This is a genomic window from Bradyrhizobium sp. (assembly GCF_035652035.1).
GTDB lineage: Bacteria > Pseudomonadota > Alphaproteobacteria > Rhizobiales > Xanthobacteraceae > Bradyrhizobium.
In genome coordinates, this window is sequence record NZ_DASREO010000010.1 from 1 (window position 1) to 14,942 (window position 14,942).

At 62.8% G+C, this 14,942-nt stretch carries 19 protein-coding genes; 4 read left to right on the top strand and 15 right to left on the bottom strand.

Features of this window, described 5'->3' with window-relative positions:
* Positions 1–9: 9 nt before the first annotated feature.
* The 5 genes from VFB05_RS03285 to VFB05_RS03305 form a co-directional block, all read right to left on the bottom strand.
* Positions 10–333, bottom strand: coding sequence for a hypothetical protein (locus tag VFB05_RS03285; protein ID WP_325008741.1), 324 nt, complete (start codon positions 331–333; stop codon positions 10–12).
* Between the two features lie 197 nt (positions 334–530).
* Positions 531–1,328 (bottom strand): hypothetical protein, encoded by a 798-nt coding sequence (locus tag VFB05_RS03290; protein ID WP_325008743.1) that lies wholly within the window; start codon positions 1,326–1,328, stop codon positions 531–533.
* Between the two features lie 89 nt (positions 1,329–1,417).
* The gene (gene leuD / locus VFB05_RS03295; protein ID WP_325008745.1) at positions 1,418–2,020 is read right to left on the bottom strand and encodes a 3-isopropylmalate dehydratase small subunit; all 603 of its coding nucleotides are present in this window, start codon (positions 2,018–2,020) and stop codon (positions 1,418–1,420) included.
* 91 nt (positions 2,021–2,111) lie between these two features.
* Positions 2,112–2,510 (bottom strand): metallopeptidase family protein, encoded by a 399-nt coding sequence (locus VFB05_RS03300; RefSeq protein ID WP_325008747.1) that lies wholly within the window; start codon positions 2,508–2,510, stop codon positions 2,112–2,114.
* Positions 2,511–2,535: 25 nt separating this feature from the next.
* On the bottom strand, positions 2,536–2,826 hold the full coding sequence (locus VFB05_RS03305) for a DUF1330 domain-containing protein (protein ID WP_325008749.1): 291 nt from the start codon (positions 2,824–2,826) through the stop codon (positions 2,536–2,538).
* 148 nt (positions 2,827–2,974) lie between these two features.
* On the opposite strand from VFB05_RS03305, the gene VFB05_RS03310 reads away from it, so the two are divergent.
* The 3 genes from VFB05_RS03310 to VFB05_RS03320 all read left to right on the top strand — a co-directional run bounded on the left by VFB05_RS03310 (position 2,975) and on the right by VFB05_RS03320 (position 4,623).
* The gene (locus VFB05_RS03310) at positions 2,975–3,316 is read left to right on the top strand and encodes a hypothetical protein (protein WP_325008750.1); all 342 of its coding nucleotides are present in this window, start codon (positions 2,975–2,977) and stop codon (positions 3,314–3,316) included.
* A 200-nt stretch (positions 3,317–3,516) separates the two neighbouring features.
* Positions 3,517–3,711 carry a hypothetical protein gene (locus tag VFB05_RS03315; RefSeq protein ID WP_325008752.1) on the top strand — a complete coding sequence of 65 codons (195 nt, stop codon included), beginning with the start codon at positions 3,517–3,519 and terminating at the stop codon, positions 3,709–3,711.
* 285 nt (positions 3,712–3,996) lie between these two features.
* The gene (locus VFB05_RS03320; protein WP_325008754.1) at positions 3,997–4,623 is read left to right on the top strand and encodes a hypothetical protein; all 627 of its coding nucleotides are present in this window, start codon (positions 3,997–3,999) and stop codon (positions 4,621–4,623) included.
* A gap of 196 nt (positions 4,624–4,819) precedes the next feature.
* Here the strand turns inward: VFB05_RS03320 and VFB05_RS03325 are convergent, their stop codons facing one another.
* From VFB05_RS03325 to ffh, 8 genes are all read right to left on the bottom strand, one after another.
* On the bottom strand, positions 4,820–5,032 hold the full coding sequence (locus VFB05_RS03325; RefSeq protein WP_325008756.1) for a hypothetical protein: 213 nt from the start codon (positions 5,030–5,032) through the stop codon (positions 4,820–4,822).
* Between the two features lie 108 nt (positions 5,033–5,140).
* Complete coding sequence (leuC, locus tag VFB05_RS03330; RefSeq protein WP_325008758.1) at positions 5,141–6,547, bottom strand: 3-isopropylmalate dehydratase large subunit; 1,407 nt, start codon at positions 6,545–6,547, stop codon at positions 5,141–5,143.
* 333 nt (positions 6,548–6,880) lie between these two features.
* Positions 6,881–7,261: a 50S ribosomal protein L19 gene (rplS, locus tag VFB05_RS03335; RefSeq protein ID WP_325008760.1), complete on the bottom strand. Its 381-nt coding sequence runs from the start codon at positions 7,259–7,261 to the stop codon at positions 6,881–6,883.
* Between the two features lie 107 nt (positions 7,262–7,368).
* Positions 7,369–8,094 (bottom strand): tRNA (guanosine(37)-N1)-methyltransferase TrmD, encoded by a 726-nt coding sequence (gene trmD / locus VFB05_RS03340; RefSeq protein ID WP_325008762.1) that lies wholly within the window; start codon positions 8,092–8,094, stop codon positions 7,369–7,371.
* Between the two features lie 9 nt (positions 8,095–8,103).
* Complete coding sequence (locus VFB05_RS03345) at positions 8,104–9,186, bottom strand: zinc-binding dehydrogenase (protein WP_325008764.1); 1,083 nt, start codon at positions 9,184–9,186, stop codon at positions 8,104–8,106.
* A gap of 165 nt (positions 9,187–9,351) precedes the next feature.
* Positions 9,352–9,867, bottom strand: a complete 516-nt coding sequence (gene rimM / locus VFB05_RS03350) for a ribosome maturation factor RimM (RefSeq protein WP_325008766.1) — start codon at positions 9,865–9,867, stop codon at positions 9,352–9,354.
* Positions 9,868–10,042: 175 nt separating this feature from the next.
* Entirely contained in the window at positions 10,043–10,378 is a 336-nt protein-coding gene (gene rpsP / locus VFB05_RS03355; RefSeq protein ID WP_325008768.1) for a 30S ribosomal protein S16, read from the bottom strand.
* A 141-nt stretch (positions 10,379–10,519) separates the two neighbouring features.
* Complete coding sequence (gene ffh, locus VFB05_RS03360) at positions 10,520–12,058, bottom strand: signal recognition particle protein (protein ID WP_325008770.1); 1,539 nt, start codon at positions 12,056–12,058, stop codon at positions 10,520–10,522.
* Between the two features lie 294 nt (positions 12,059–12,352).
* Between ffh and VFB05_RS03365 the strand changes: the two genes are divergently transcribed.
* Positions 12,353–13,336 (top strand): MBL fold metallo-hydrolase, encoded by a 984-nt coding sequence (locus tag VFB05_RS03365; protein WP_325008772.1) that lies wholly within the window; start codon positions 12,353–12,355, stop codon positions 13,334–13,336.
* A gap of 117 nt (positions 13,337–13,453) precedes the next feature.
* Here VFB05_RS03365 and VFB05_RS03370 read toward each other — a convergent pair whose 3' ends face one another.
* On the bottom strand, positions 13,454–14,179 hold the full coding sequence (locus VFB05_RS03370; RefSeq protein ID WP_325008773.1) for an SIMPL domain-containing protein: 726 nt from the start codon (positions 14,177–14,179) through the stop codon (positions 13,454–13,456).
* Positions 14,180–14,184: 5 nt separating this feature from the next.
* Positions 14,185–14,853: a GyrI-like domain-containing protein gene (locus tag VFB05_RS03375; protein WP_325008775.1), complete on the bottom strand. Its 669-nt coding sequence runs from the start codon at positions 14,851–14,853 to the stop codon at positions 14,185–14,187.
* Positions 14,854–14,942 lie beyond the last annotated feature (89 nt).

The following is a 14,942-nucleotide window of genomic DNA, read 5'->3' on the forward strand; positions in this document are numbered from 1 at the left end:
GGGCGTGCGCTAGTTGCGAACCGGCTTGTTCAAGTCCGCGATCGCCGGCGCGTTCAGGCAATATTCCTTGTAATTGTCGGCTGAGGTGCCGGCAGCAAGATCGTGGTCGCATTCGCGTTTGTGATTGCACATCGCGCAGACACGTTCCATGTCATGCAGTACGGCCGGCTCGATGCGGGCGAGGTCGTCGCCCTTGATGCCGAGGGCTGCCAGCAATTTCGGCAATTCGTCGGCCGCGTGCGGCCCCTGGTTGACCAGTTCGTTCAGGTCAGCGGGCGAAAGCTGCAAATCCGCCGCGACACGGTCGAATTCCACCGAGCTGAGCTGCCGCATTTCGTTGAGCTCCCGCCGATGATTGAGCCAATCATTGAACCTTTGAGCCAACCGCGCAAAGATGGAAGTTGAATGGTCCTGGACGGTCATAACGACGCTCCGGCGCCAGAAAAGAATGCGCCATCATGGATCGACGTTTCGGAACGGTCATTGCGCTAGGTCAAATTACGTCGCAACAGCGCAGATAAATTCGAGCTTCAGGCGACGCCAAATCTCTCCACCGCCCAGGCGTGCAAGCTGCCGGGCACCGGCTGCTGGTTGCCGCGGCCCTTTGGCGAGATGTGAAATCCGACGATGTCGGGATCGTGCACCAGCGCAGAAAAATCCCTTGGGTCGAAGAACAGCTTTGGTTCGGCGTGCACGGAATAGAATGACTTCTTCGGCAACGCGTATTGCAATTCGCCGGCGCGGCGGGCAAGCGCGGTGAGCGCCGCGGGACCGTAGATCGCAAGCCGCACCTCCGAGATGCGCGTCGTCCCGCGCAATCTGTACAGCATGAAGGTGAGGCGGTGCCGCAGCGACAGCCAGTCCGGCGTCAGATCGTCCTGCGCCATCAACGCTTCAAACGCGGCGACGATCGGATCGCTCGGCGGCAGATACAACACCGAATTGCCGAGCTGTTGCGGTCCTTCCCAGGCGAAATAGGGTTTGGCGGGATCGATCTCGATCGCCTTGAGCAAGAGAACGTCGGCATCGAGCCACAAGCCTGTGTTCCCCGCGGTGTTTTTGGCCATCAGCCGCATTCGGAAAAAATCCGAAAATTGCAACATGGTGCGGTCGATCCACACGCCATCCGTGATCGGGCGCAGCCGTTTAGCAAACGAATGCGGCAGGATCGCCTCGGCTTCGGCATTGCCGACGCCGTCGGGCAACTGCGCGATCGGGTCGAAGCTGTAGATCGTGACCTTGTGCCCGGCCGCGACTTGCGAGCGAAGGCATAGCCTGCGCAAGGCATCGAGCGGGCCGTGCCAGAAGGTGAGAATATCAGGACGCAAGACTATGGCCTTCTACGCGAAGCATGCCCTCGGACTTGACCCGAGGGCGAGACTGGTTCGCGTGAAGAAAACGCGTCAGAAAAAAAGCGTCAAGCCCACTCGCGCTCTTTCAGCCTGGCCTCATAGGCATCGATCGACGACTTCTTTTCCATGGTGAGGCCGATGTCGTCGAGCCCGTTCATCAGGCAATGCTTGCGGAACGGATCGATCTCGAATTTCACCGTGCCGCCGTCAGGACCGCGGATTTCCTGGTTGGCGAGATCGATGGTGAGCGTCGCATTCGATCCGCGATCAGCGTCGTCGAACAGCTTGTCGAGATCTTCCTGGGAAACGCGGATCGGCAGAATGCCGTTCTTGAAGCAGTTGTTATAGAAGATGTCGCCGAACGAGGTCGAGATCACGCAGCGGATGCCGAAGTCGAGCAAGGCCCACGGCGCATGCTCGCGGCTCGAGCCGCAGCCGAAGTTGTCGCCGGCGACAAGCACCTTGGCGTTGCGATAGGCCGGCTTGTTGAGAATAAAATCGGGGTTCTCGCTGCCGTCGTCGTTGTAGCGCCGTTCCGAGAAAAGTCCCTTGCCAAGGCCGGTGCGCTTGATGGTCTTCAGATACTGCTTGGGGATGATCATGTCGGTATCGATATTGACCATCTTCAGCGGCGCCGCGACGCCTTCCAGCGTGGTGAACTTTTCCATCGGTCACACTTCTTGGTTGGAATGGACGAAAAACGATCTGCAACCGTGGTTTATCGCGAATGCGCCCCGCATAAAAGGGCAAAAAACCGCCTCAACCGGCCTCCGCCTCGATAGCTGCCATGTCGTCGTCGGAGAGGCCGAAATGATGCCCGATCTCGTGGATCAGCACGTGCTGGACGATCCGCCCCAGCGTCTCGTCGTGCTCGGCCCAGTAGTCCAGGATCGGCCGCCGGTATAGCCAGATCAGGTTGGGCAGCCGCGCGATATCGCCGGAGCTTTGATGCGGCAGGCCGGTGCCCTGAAACAGGCCGAGCAGGTCGAATTCGCTTTCTGCGTCCATTTCGTCGAGGATTTCGTCCGTCGGGAAATCCTCGACCCGGACGACGACGCCCTGGCACAGATCGAGGAAGGTTTTCGGCAGCCGCGCCAGGATCTCGTGCGCCATCGTCTCCAGTTCGGTAAGCGAGGGGGCCTTGGCCGATGTCCACATTACTTTGCTCCCAGCGGATCGGCCGTCAGCCAAATCCTTTCGCCAGAAGTACCACAGCCTGTGCGCCGGCTTTGCGATCCTTCGAGATTTCCAGATATTCGGCCGAGTTGCCCCACGCGCGATAGGCGGCTTCGTCCGGAAACGATATCAAGACGAGCTTGTCGCGATCCCATGCGCCTTCCAGCACGGTCGGACTTTCATCGGCCGACAGAAGTCGCCCGCTGAACTTCCGGAACACGTCAAAGAAGCGCGCCTGATAGCGGTCGTAGGCCGCGCGATCGGTCATCTTGAGCTGCGCAATGACATATACCGTCATGGTGGGTCTGCCTCATGTTTCCAGATTGTTACAGATTGGCAGTCGAATCTGGACCAGCAAAGGGCGGAAAAGATTCGTCTTGATGATTGACCTTGCTCCGCCAATCGGAGACCGTGAGGCAAATGATCAAAACAGGGCGGGCGTGACGATGAGTGTCGTTAAACTGGCGGTCGCAGGGGTTCTGGCGGCCGCTTTCGCGCTGCTGACGGCCGGCGCCGAAGCGCAGACCGCGCCGCAGGGTACGCGTGTCGCGCAAGGCTTGACATCAGACGATCTGGCTGCACGCCCGGGCCAGGCTGAACGCCCGGCCCGTCCGCCGCGTCGGGTTCGCATCTACCCGCGCTATCAGGCGGCGCCGGACGATGTTTATCCTCGCTACTTCCCGGGTTCGAACGCCATTCGGGTTTGCAGCGCCTCCTATGCCCAGGAGTACCGGCCGAGCGGCACCGTGATCGTGCCGCACATGACCTGCGTCTGGCGCGGCGGCTAGACGTCACGTTTGAAGTCGCCGGCCAATCTGCGCGGGGCGATGGAACTCGTTGGCCGGCCATGCATTGATGTGGCCGGCGCAGGTAATCCCTTCCAATAGACGTCGCTCCCTCCAGCTCTGCGGTCTGCGCCGCGGTGAGCGGCTGATGAGATCGGCCGCGTGGCGCTGGCACGGCATCCGATCACAAAGGGGAGCTATCAATGAAGATAACGAGAGTTCTGGGCCTCGCGGCCATCGGTGCGATGTTGGTTCTTGCTGCCCCAGTGCAGCAGGCGCAGGCGTTGTCGTTGGCGAACCCCGCCGGCGTCGCCGCGGTCCAGGAAAGCTCGAAGGCATCGATGATCGAGGTGCGTTGGCACTGGCATCACCATCATCATCACCACCACCACCGGTAAGTTGGGGCGAGTGAGTTCAACGAGCCCGCGTTTTCGCGGGCTCGTTTTTTGTTGGCGCCGCCGTTCTATTCCCGTGATCAGCATATGATGACGATCATGCGTCTTTTTCACTGACGCTTTTGTTCGAATCTATGGCCTGAACATTCATGGCGCGTTCAGATTGCGACCTCTAGATTTCACGGCGAAAACCCACTCAGCGAAAACGTCAGACGCCGAAGACGACGCGTTGAAAGCGGCGAGGTGCTGGTGACTTCGTTCGCATCGTTGGCAACAAGGACGATTGTCATGTTTGCTTTTTCAGTTTTTGCGCGACGTCCGCTCAACGTGCAGGGCGTAGTCGCAGCATTGCTGATGGGATCGACCTTCGCCGGCCAGCGCGCCGAAGCTCTGTCGCCGATGAATCCGGGCGTGTCGCACCTAGGAGCGGCCGCTGCCAATGAACGGACGATTGAAGTTCGTGGCGGACATGGCGGAGGAGGAGGTGGTGGTGGAGGCGGCGGTGGTCGCAGCAGCGGCGGTTTCAGCGGCGGACATAGTTTCGCTCCCGGTCATTTCAGCGGCGCGGTCGTTCGCGGCGGCGCCATCGGCGCTGGACCGGCGGTTGTCGCAGCACCGGCAGGCGTTGCGGGAGGCCCTCGCTTTGCCGGCCACCACTTCTTCCATCATCGTCACTTCCGCGGCGCCTTTATCGGCGGCGTCTATTACGACGATTATCCGTATGACTATCCCGATTATTACGACGAACCCACCGTCTATCCCGAGCCTGCCTATTCCGTTCCCGCTTTTGTCGGTGGAGGAGGCTGCCGCAGAGTTCTGACGGTTCATGGCCCGCGCGTCCTCTGCCATCACCGCGCCGCGCGTCATCACCGTGTCCACCGGCGCCACTATCACCGCAGACATCATCACGCCTAACGTTGAGGTTCGAGACACGTGAGGTGAGGTGAGTCAGGCGCCCCGCTGGGGCGCCTGATCTCTTTAACGATGCTTTGGAGCGAAACATGCCCTCGGACTTGCCGCCTTCGCTAAGGCTTCGGCGGCCGAGTGAGCTCGTGGCCCGGCGAAAGCCCCGGCGGAGACGGGATCCGGGGCTGAGCGCCGGCGCTGCGCGTCAGATCCAGTCTTTCAGCTTCCAGGGCCTGATCTTCCAGGGCGTCAGATTTTCGAGCCGCCATTGCTCAAGGCGATCGGGTGGCCAGTGGCCGACACGCGGCTTTTCCTTCGCGACGGGCTCCTTGACGCGCGGCATCGCGCGCCGATAGCGCTGCTTCGTCAATTCGCCGATCGTATCGACGAATTCGGGCTTGTCGGCTTTGTCAGCCATACCGGCTCCCCGCGCGCACGCGAATGGATGTTCACTGCCGGTAAGTTTGCGCCCGTCCGGTTAACGACGTCCTTCTTTGAGGACGCCGTTTTGAAGTAAGGGGCGGATTTAGTGCCAATCCCGGATATCGACGAAGTGCCCGGCAATGGCGGCCGCGGCCGCCATGGCCGGGGAGACCAGGTGGGTGCGGCCCTTAAAGCCCTGACGTCCCTCGAAATTGCGATTCGAGGTCGAGGCGCAGCGTTCCTCGGGCTGGAGCTTGTCCGGATTCATGGCAAGGCACATCGAACAGCCCGGTTCGCGCCATTCGAAACCGGCCTTGATGAAGATCTTGTCGAGGCCTTCGGCTTCCGCCTGCTCCTTCACAATGCCCGAGCCCGGCACGATCATGGCGTTGACATTGGCGTTGACCGTCTTGCCCGCCGCGATCTTGGCTGCTGCGCGAAGGTCCTCGATCCGGCCGTTGGTGCAGGAGCCGATGAAGACGCGGTCGAGCTTGATGTCGGTGATCCTGGTACCGGCCGTCAGCCCCATATAGCTCAGCGCGCGGTGCTTTGAGATCCGCTTCGCCTCGTCCTCGATCTTGTCGGGGTCAGGCACGACGCCCATGATCGAGGCGACGTCTTCCGGCGAGGTGCCCCAGGTCACGACCGGCGGGAGTTTCGCGGCGTCGAGCCGGATCTCGTGATCGAAATGCGCAGCCTCGTCGCTGCGCAGACTTTCCCAATAGCGAAGCGCGGCATCCCAGGCTGCGCCCTGCGGCGATTTCGGACGGCCTTTCAGAAATTCGAACGCTTTCTCGTCCGGCGCGATCAGGCCGGCGCGCGCGCCGCCTTCGATCGACATGTTGCAGACGGTCATGCGGCCTTCCATCGTGAGCGAACGGATCGCCTCGCCGGCATATTCCAGCACGTAGCCGGTGCCCCCGGCGGTGCCGATCTCGCCGATGATCGACAGAATGATGTCCTTGCCGGTGACGCCGTCGGGCAATTTGCCGTCGACGACCGCGCGCATGTTCTTTGCTTTCTTCTGGATCAGCGTTTGCGTTGCCAGCACATGCTCGACCTCGGACGTGCCGATGCCGTGCGCCAGCGCGCCGAACGCGCCGTGGGTCGAGGTGTGGCTGTCGCCACAGACGATCGTGGTGCCCGGCAGCGTAAAGCCCTGCTCGGGGCCGATGACGTGAACGATGCCCTGACGACGATCGAACTCGTCGTAATATTCGATGCCAAAATGCTTGGCGTTCTCCGCCAGTACCTTGATCTGCTCGGCGCTTTCCGGATCGGGGTTGGGCTTGGTGCGATCGGTGGTCGGCACGTTGTGATCGACGACGGCGAGCGTCTTTTCAGGGGCGCGGACCTTGCGGCCGGTGGCGCGCAGGCCTTCGAAGGCCTGCGGCGAGGTCACTTCGTGCACCAGATGGCGGTCGATATAGATCAGGCAGGTGCCATCCTCGGCTTCGTGCACCAGATGGTCGTTCCAGATCTTGTCGTACAGGGTTGTCGGTTTGGACATGAGCGTTAGCTCCTGAAATCAAAAATCGTGAGAGACGGAATCGCGCCGCAGCATGGCGGAGCGCGCAGCATCAAAGCGCGCGCGTAAGTTCCGAGGTCGCAGACGTCGCGAACCGTCCGAAGAAGCGGCCGGGCAGGCGGGCGTGATCGTCGATGACGACGCGCCGGCAGGTCATGCTGGTACGATTGAGAACCATTTGAAAACTATATAGCACGCGCGCGCCTCAAGGCGAGCCATCTTCACGGGTGGACCGCCATGCGAATGCTGGCGCGGGCAATAAAAAAAGCGCGGGGTTTTGCCCCGCGCTTTTGATCAAGCCCAAACAGGCTCGGATTACTCGTTGACGGCGGCCGCGCGCTCGGACTTCTCGACGATGCGGGCCGACTTGCCGCGCAGGTTGCGCAGGTAATAGAGCTTGGCGCGGCGCACCTTGCCGCGGCGCACGACCTTGATCGAGTCGATCATCGGCGACATCACCGGGAAGACGCGCTCGACGCCTTCGCCGTAGGAGATCTTGCGCACGGTGAAGCTCTCGTTGAGCCCGCCGCCGGAGCGGCCGATGCAGACGCCTTCATAGGCCTGCACGCGGGTGCGATCGCCTTCCACCACCTTGACGTTGACGATCAGGGTGTCGCCGGGTGCGAAGTCCGGAATGTCCTTGCCGGCGGACATCTTTTCGAATTGCTCTTTTTCGAGCTGTTGAATCAGGTTCATTGGTAATCTCCATCGGCGGCGCGCGCCCTGCCAAGCCGGGGGCTCGCGATCCTTGCTGCCGTCAGTTCTCGGAATTGGCGCTCGTATAAGGCAAAGGCTGAGCTTTGTCACTCCTTTGTCGTGCTTTTTGGCGCCTTTTCATGGGCGGCCCATAAATCCGGCCGCCGGAGGCGCGTCAGCGCTTCTGCCTCTGCCCGCCGCCAGGCCGCGACCTTGGCATGGTCGCCGGAGGTCAGGATTTCCGGGATTTGCCGACCCTCAAAGGTCTGCGGGCGGGTATATTGGGGGTATTCCAGTAGGGAATCGGAAAAGCTCTCTTCCGAGGCCGATTCCGCACTTCCCATCACCCCCGGCAGCAGCCGGACGCAGGCATCGATCAGCGCCATGGCGGCGATTTCGCCGCCCGACAGCACATAGTCCCCGATCGAGACCTCCTCGAGCGCCCGCGCCTCGATCACCCGCTGATCCACCCCTTCAAAACGGCCGCAGACGATCAACGGACCCGGGCCTGCAGCGAGTTCCCGAATGCGCGACTGCGTCAATGTCCGGCCGCGCGGGCTCATCAACAGGCGCGGCCGATCCGGTGTGATCTGGGCTGTATCGATTGCGGCGGCCAGAACATCTGCGCGCAGCACCATGCCGGGGCCGCCACCGGCCGGGGTGTCGTCGACGCTGCGATGGCGATCGGTCGCCGAATCCCGGATGTCACGCGCCTCCAGCGACCAGACGCCGAGGCCGAGCGCCCTGCCAGCGAGGCTGACGCCAAGCGGCCCGGGAAACATCTCCGGAAAAAGGGTCAGGACGGTCGCGCGCCATGGTGAGGAAACGGTCATGACCCTTTGTTAGGGCACCACGGCCGTCAAATCGAGGCCCTGCATCAGAGCGGCGCTGTCGACCGCGCGCTTGAAGTCGGCGAGTTTGAACGTCGTGACCTGAACCTTTTTGAGATCCAGCAGGCCTTCAGCGACGAGAGCAGCGAGCTGCGCCGGCGCCTGTCGCTCGTACATGAACTGCCCGACCACTTCCCAGTCGTTCGCCAGCATCTCGCGCATCGACAGTTCGAGCGGCACCTCGGCGCTGCCCATCAGCACCAGCCGGCCGCCGCGCTTCAGCGCGCGCAGGCAGGACAAGGTGGTCGACGTGCTCTTGGCAGAGCCCAACAAGTCGAGGCCGACACGGGCGCTGCCGCCCGCCGCATGGCGAATGATCGCGAGATCCTTGTCGGCATCGCCGGAGACAACGGCCGGAATCACTTTTGCGCCGAACTTGTCGCGCAGGGATTCGAGCACCTCTTGCTTGCGGCCGACCGCCACGACGCGCCCCGCGCCCATCGAGACCGCGAGCATCACCGCACCGGAACCGAAATAACCGGTCGCGCCATTGATGATGATGGTTTCGCCGCCGCGCAGGCCCGTGCGCTGCAGTCCGCCGAACGGCACGATCAGCTTGGCAAGCGCGATCAATTCGCTCGCAGGCTTGTCGTCGAGAAACGCGAGCGGCGTGACGCAGGCGGCCGGCCAATGCGCAATTTCCGCGAACACGCCGTCGCGCCAACGCGCCTGCAAGGCGACGGCTTCCGGCGTCGGTGCCATGACGGTCAACCCGATCAGGATTTGCGGCGGTTCAGAACTCGGCACGTCGCCGCGCAGATGTGGGCTGAGGAAGACACGATCGCCGCTGCGCACGTGCCCGACGTTCTCGCCAGTCGCGATCACGCGGCCGATCGCGTTGGTGCCGGGCACGAACGGCATCGGCGGCAGATTGTAGGGCACCTGGCCCGCCATCACGCGTCCCATGTAGGACAGCACCATGCCGGCTTCGATCGCAACCACCACGCCGTCGGGTGCAGGCTTGGGCGTTTCGACATCCTCGAAACGCAGGTCGTTGTGTGCGTGCAGCCGCCAGGCTTTGTGGGTGTTGGGCATCGCTGATCATTCCAATTTCGTCGTCGTCCCGGCCAAGCGCCACTTGGCGCGCGCGCCGGGACCCATAACCATAGATGCTAATTTGGTGCGAAGGCGGAGCAACATCCAGCACAACAACACAAAGCTGTGGTTATGGGTCCCCGCCTTCGCGGGGACGACCCGGAACTAGCTTGGATCGTCGCCTTCGATTTCTTCCGGCAGCGTGATCACGACGCGTCCGCCGGCAATGTCCACCGTCGGCACCACGGCGTTGGAAAACGGCAGCAGCATGGTTGCCCCAGCGGGCGGAGCGATCTCGATGATGTCGCCCGCGCCAAAATTATGAATGGCGATCACGCGGCCGAGCGGCTCGTCTGCCGTCGTGACCGCGTCAAGCCCGATCAGATCGGCATGATAATATTCGTCGTCCTCGGTCGCGGGCAGCCTTTCGCGCGGGATATAGAGCTCGATGCCGTTGAGGCGTTCGGCCTCGTCGCGCGTCGTAACGCCCTTGAAGGTGGCGACCAGATGGTCCTTGGCCTCGCGCGCGCTCGCCACTTCAAAATGCTTAAGCCCGTCCTTGGTCGAGAGCGGACCGTAGTCCTTCACCGCGAACGGATCTTCGGTGAAGGTCCATAGCTTCACAGCGCCACGCACGCCGTGCGCGGCGCCGATCCGGGCGACGCAGATTTTGGCGGACATTATCGGGCCTCATCCTTCGAGACGCGGCTCTTATATGCACCGTTCGCGACGGCCTCGCTGTCGCTCTGCCTGCTCGGGTGGCGCCGCTCCTCAGGATGAGGAGAAAGACCCTCATGCTGAGGAGCGCGCCGTAAGCCGTGCGTCTCGAAGCACGAGGCCGGGATCATGACCGACGTTACGCCGACTTCGCGGCGGCTTCGGCCTGCGCCTTGCGCTCCTTGCGCGGCACGGCCTTCTCCGGGTTGTTGCGCTTTTCGCGCTTCTTGACGCCGGCGGCGTCGAGGAAACGCATCACGCGGTCCGACGGCTGCGCGCCCTTGGCGAGCCAGGCCTTCAGCTTGTCCATGTCGAGCTTAAGCCGCTCGGTATTGTCCTTCGGCATCAGCGGATTGAAATGGCCGAGACGCTCGATGAAGCGGCCATCGCGCGGAAAGCGCGAGTCGGCGACGACGACGTGATAGACGGGACGCTTCTTGGTGCCTGCGCGAGCAAGGCGGATAACGACGGACATTTGAGTTCTCCTTTGAATTCAAAACTTAGTGTTTGAACGGTATTAATCCAGTCATTGCGAGCGAAGCGAAGCAATCCAGTGCGCCAAGGTCGACGAGCTGGATTGCTTCGTCGCTTTGCTCCTCGCAATGACGAAAAACTCTCACTTCTTCTTTCCGGGAAGGCCGCCGAGCCCGGGAAGCGTCGGCTTGTTGGGCAGGCCAGTCAGCCCCGGCAAGTTCGGCAGGCCGGTGCGAAGACCGGCCGGAATTTCTTTCGGCAAGGACGGCATGCCGCCCGCGCCTTGCGGCATCTTCTCGGCCATCGCCTTCATCTGTTCCGGCGACGGCATGCCGCCGCCAAAGCCCATCGCCTGCGCGATGCCGGCGAGCGGGCCGCGCTTGCCCGAACCCATGGCCTTCATCATGTCGGCCATGTTCCGGTGCATCTTGAGCAGCTTGTTGAGGTCTTCGACCTTGCCGCCGGCGCCGGCCGCGATCCGCTTCTTGCGGCTCGCTTTCAGAATGTCGGGATTTTTTCGTTCCTGCCGCGTCATCGAATCGATCAGCGCGACCTGGCGCTTGATGATCCTGTCGTCGATGCCGGCATTGGCGATCTGGTTCTTCATCTTGGCGATGCCGGGCATCATGCCCATCAGGCCGGAGATGCCGCCCATATTCGCCATTTGCGACAACTGCTCGCGCATATCGGAAAGGTCGAACTGGCCCTTGCGCATCCGCTCGGCGGTGCGCGCGGCCTTTTCGGCGTCGATATTGGCGGCGGCCTTCTCGACCAGCGACACCACATCGCCCATGCCGAGGATGCGGCCGGCGATGCGTGAGGGGTGAAAATCCTCCAGCGCGTCGGTCTTTTCGCCGGTGCCCATCAGCTTAATTGGCTTGCCGGTGACCGCGCGCATCGACAGCGCCGCGCCGCCGCGGCCGTCGCCGTCAACGCGTGTCAGCGCGATGCCGGTCAGGCCGACGCGCTGATCAAACGCGCGCGCAAGGTTCACCGCGTCCTGGCCGGTCAAGGAATCCGCGACCAGCAACACTTCGTGCGGACTTGCGGTTGCTTTGATCTCCGCCGCCTCGCTCATCATCTCTTCGTCGAGCGTGGTGCGGCCGGCGGTGTCGAGCAGCACGACATCGTAGCCGCCGAGCTTGCCGGCCTCGAGCGCGCGCTTGGCGATCTGCGCCGGCTTCTGGCCGGCGACGATCGGCAGGGTCGGGATGTCGAGGTCGCGCCCGAGCACGGCGAGCTGTTCCATCGCCGCCGGGCGGTAGATGTCGAGCGAGGCCATCAGCACCTTGCGCTTGTCGCGCTGGACCATGCGGCGGGCGAGTTTGGCTGTGGTCGTGGTTTTGCCGGAGCCTTGCAGGCCGACCATCATGATCGCGACCGGCGGCACGGCGTTGAGGTCGATGCTCTGGCCGTCCGAACCAAGTGTGGCGACGAGTTCGTCATGAACGATCTTCACCACCATCTGGCCGGGCGTCACCGACTTGACCACGGTGGCGCCGATCGCCTGCTCGCGGACCCGATCCGTGAAGCTGCGGACCACGTCGAGCGAGACGTCTGCCTCCAGCAGCGCGCGGCGTACCTCGCGCATGGCCGCGTCGACATCGGCCTCCGTCAGCGCGCCGCGCCGCGTCAGCCGATCGAGAATGCCACCCAGCTTTTCCGACAGATTGTCGAACAAGTGCGTCGTCCTTCTTTACGTCTCCCCGAGGGAGTAGATCGTCATCTAAGTCGCGATGACGGCATTCCAAACACTTTTGCGCCCGAGGGCGCATCGCGCTGTCGGGCGTTGACCTCCGGCCTCCAGGACCGGTCGGCGGCTCGAAAAGACAACCTTTTCGATGAATTTGGCGGGTTTAAACGCCCTCGGGCGCGAAAAGTCAAGGAAAGTCATGTTCGGAAATGGCGGTATCGTGAAGGCAGAGGCTTCGCCTGGCCCTTGCATGGACAGGATTTTTTGCTGCCAATCGGCCCCATGCACGGTTCCAGCAAACGACCTCCCTCCGATCATTTCGACGGCCGGATTTTCTTCGATCCAGACGGCGCGCCGCCCAGAAAGTTGAGGGAGGTTTTTCGCTGGCAGTTTGGGGAAAAGCGCAAACGCGCGGTCTGGCCCGAATGGGCGCCCAGTCCTTTCGCCGATACCCCGCCCGCGCGGATCGACGGCAACAAGGCGCGGCTGTCCTATGTGGGTCACGCCAGCTGGCTGATTCAGACTGCGGGCCTCAACATCCTGGTTGATCCGGTCTGGTCGGAGCGGGTCTCACCCGTCGCCTTTGCGGGGCCGAAGCGGCACAACGATCCCGGCATCGCTTTCGACGTCTTGCCAAGGATTGACACCGTGCTGGTCTCGCACGGCCACTACGACCACCTCGATCTGGCGACGCTGTCGCGACTGGCGAAAAAATTCTCGCCGCGCGTGATCACGCCGCTCGGCAACGACCTGACGATGAGGCGCGCCAATTCCAGAATTCGCGCCGAAGCGTTCGACTGGCATGCGCGCGTCGAACTTGGTAACGGCGTCGCCGTCACGCTGGTGCCGACGCGGCATTGGTCGGCGCGCGGGCTATTCGACCGCAACCAGTGCCTGTGGGCGAGCTTTGTGCTCGAGACGCCGGCGGGCAAAATCTACGCCGTCGGCGATTCCGGCTACGGCGAGGGCAAGCATTTTCGCGAGGTCGGGAGGGCGCACGGCCCGTTGCGGCTGGCGCTATTGCCGATCGGCGCCTATGAGCCGCGCTGGTTCATGAAGGACCAGCACATGAATCCGTCCGACGCGGTGATGGCGCTGGCCGATTGCGGCGCTGCGCAGGCGCTCGCGCATCATCACGGCACGTTCCAGTTGACGGATGAGGCGATCGACGCGCCGGTGGTCGCTTTGGGCGAAGCGCTGGATGAGGCGAGGGTTCCGCGCGAGCGATTTGCGGTACTGAAGCCCGGGCAGGTGTTCGAAATCTAGGTGTCATTGGAGCCAACGGGTCGCGCGAATGCGCGCCCGATGACAGGCTCCGCGAAGCAATCCAGAAAACAAAGCGCTGGATTGCTTCGTCGCTGCGCTACTAGCAATGACGGATAGTTACTGCGCGGGCTTGATCGCCCAGACCACGCCAACCGTGACCGACAGCGTCTCTTCGCCTTGCGCGATCGGCACCGGCGCTGCCGCAGCCATCTTTCCCCCCATCACCCTGGCGCGAAACAGCGGCTCAGCGGCGCCTTCTTCGGAAATGCTGACGGGCGACCCCAGCGTGACGCCGGCCGCTTTCGCATAAATCTCCGCCCTGCGGCGCGCATCGGCAATCGCTTGCTCGCGCGCGTCGTCGAGCAGTTTCGAAGCCTGCGACACCATGAAATTGATGCCGCCGATCTCGTTGGCGCCAGCGGTGACCACCGTGTCGATGACGTTGGCAACTTTCGTCACGTCGTGCAGGCGGATCGTCACCCGGTTGCTGGCGCGGTAGCCGACGATGGTGGCGGGAGAACCGGATTTCGCTGTTGAGTATTCCGGCTGTAACGACAGACGCGAGGTCTGGTAGTCCTTCTCGTCGATGCCTGCGCCCTTCAGCGCCAGCAGCACCTTGCCCATGGCGGCGTTGTTGGCATCCGACGCTTCACGCGCCGTCTTGGCTTCCGAGGTGACGCCGACATCGATCTGGGCGAGGTCGGGCGGCACCGAGACGCGCGCCTCGCCTGTAACGGAGATGATGGGCTGCGGTTGCGTCGGTGTCTGGGCCGATGCAGCGAGCGGCGCGCCGGCGGCAATGACGGTGAGAACGAGAGTACGAAGGAAAGCCCGCGTGTTCATGGCGCTCACTTCAACGGCACATAGACATTGATCACCAGTTTGTCGTCCTGCGTCTTCAAGGGATCGGTGATGTATTCCTCGATGAAAGTGTCTCTGGCTTCGAGTTTCTTGTCGTCGAGGTGATTGGTGATGGCCTCATAGGTGTTGTCCATATTCTCGTAACTGCCGCGATGGACGAATTTGAGCGCCTTGCCTTCCGGCGATTTGGCAACGGTGATCGTCTTCGGCAGGTCCTTCGGCTCCTCGCTGACCGGAATCTCCGCAAGATACGAAAAGCCGGTGTCGTCAGTGGACGTGTAGACGATCATCGAATTGCCGGCGGCCTTGCCGCCTTGCTTCTCCAGCGTGGTCGAAAGCGTCTTCAGGGACGCAACCAGCGTCTCATAGGCGGTGTCCCAGTTCGCGGTGCCCTTGGTGGCGATGACCGTCTTCGGGGCCAGCGTGATTTGCTCGCCGAAGGGGTCGGCGGCCTGAACCGGCGCTGGGGGCGTCGCCGAAGGCGCGGTGGACGGCAAATCTCCCGGGGATTTCGTCTCGGCCGGCGGCGGGGCAGGGGTCGCGGACGGAGCCGGCGTTGCGGGCGTGGGCGCCTGCGCGCTAGCTGGGTGAAGTGCAACGGCGATCGTCGGGACCAGGGCCAACAGGGTGACGCGAAATAGGCTGGCGTAGTTCATCAGGTCTTCTCCATGGCCTTCTTTGGCCCGAACGCGCGAATCCGGATGTCTAACACGCAGGCGCGGCGTTCGTCCCATGATAGATATTT

What these genes read in the sequence shown, in the direction of transcription:
- VFB05_RS03285 (WP_325008741.1), bottom strand. Translation starts at nt 333, where the DNA reads ATGCGGCAGCTCAGCTCGGTGGAATTCGACCGTGTCGCGGCGGATTTG.
- leuD (WP_325008745.1), bottom strand. Translation starts at nt 2,020, where the DNA reads ATGGAAAAGTTCACCACGCTGGAAGGCGTCGCGGCGCCGCTGAAGATG.
- VFB05_RS03300 (WP_325008747.1), bottom strand. Translation starts at nt 2,510, where the DNA reads ATGTGGACATCGGCCAAGGCCCCCTCGCTTACCGAACTGGAGACGATG.
- VFB05_RS03305 (WP_325008749.1), bottom strand. Translation starts at nt 2,826, where the DNA reads ATGACGGTATATGTCATTGCGCAGCTCAAGATGACCGATCGCGCGGCC.
- VFB05_RS03310 (WP_325008750.1), top strand. Translation starts at nt 2,975, where the DNA reads ATGAGTGTCGTTAAACTGGCGGTCGCAGGGGTTCTGGCGGCCGCTTTC.
- VFB05_RS03315 (WP_325008752.1), top strand. Translation starts at nt 3,517, where the DNA reads ATGAAGATAACGAGAGTTCTGGGCCTCGCGGCCATCGGTGCGATGTTG.
- VFB05_RS03320 (WP_325008754.1), top strand. Translation starts at nt 3,997, where the DNA reads ATGTTTGCTTTTTCAGTTTTTGCGCGACGTCCGCTCAACGTGCAGGGC.
- VFB05_RS03325 (WP_325008756.1), bottom strand. Translation starts at nt 5,032, where the DNA reads ATGGCTGACAAAGCCGACAAGCCCGAATTCGTCGATACGATCGGCGAA.
- leuC (WP_325008758.1), bottom strand. Translation starts at nt 6,547, where the DNA reads ATGTCCAAACCGACAACCCTGTACGACAAGATCTGGAACGACCATCTG.
- rplS (WP_325008760.1), bottom strand. Translation starts at nt 7,261, where the DNA reads ATGAACCTGATTCAACAGCTCGAAAAAGAGCAATTCGAAAAGATGTCC.
- trmD (WP_325008762.1), bottom strand. Translation starts at nt 8,094, where the DNA reads ATGACCGTTTCCTCACCATGGCGCGCGACCGTCCTGACCCTTTTTCCG.
- VFB05_RS03345 (WP_325008764.1), bottom strand. Translation starts at nt 9,186, where the DNA reads ATGCCCAACACCCACAAAGCCTGGCGGCTGCACGCACACAACGACCTG.
- rimM (WP_325008766.1), bottom strand. Translation starts at nt 9,867, where the DNA reads ATGTCCGCCAAAATCTGCGTCGCCCGGATCGGCGCCGCGCACGGCGTG.
- rpsP (WP_325008768.1), bottom strand. Translation starts at nt 10,378, where the DNA reads ATGTCCGTCGTTATCCGCCTTGCTCGCGCAGGCACCAAGAAGCGTCCC.
- VFB05_RS03365 (WP_325008772.1), top strand. Translation starts at nt 12,353, where the DNA reads ATGCACGGTTCCAGCAAACGACCTCCCTCCGATCATTTCGACGGCCGG.
- VFB05_RS03370 (WP_325008773.1), bottom strand. Translation starts at nt 14,179, where the DNA reads ATGAACACGCGGGCTTTCCTTCGTACTCTCGTTCTCACCGTCATTGCC.
- VFB05_RS03375 (WP_325008775.1), bottom strand. Translation starts at nt 14,853, where the DNA reads ATGAACTACGCCAGCCTATTTCGCGTCACCCTGTTGGCCCTGGTCCCG.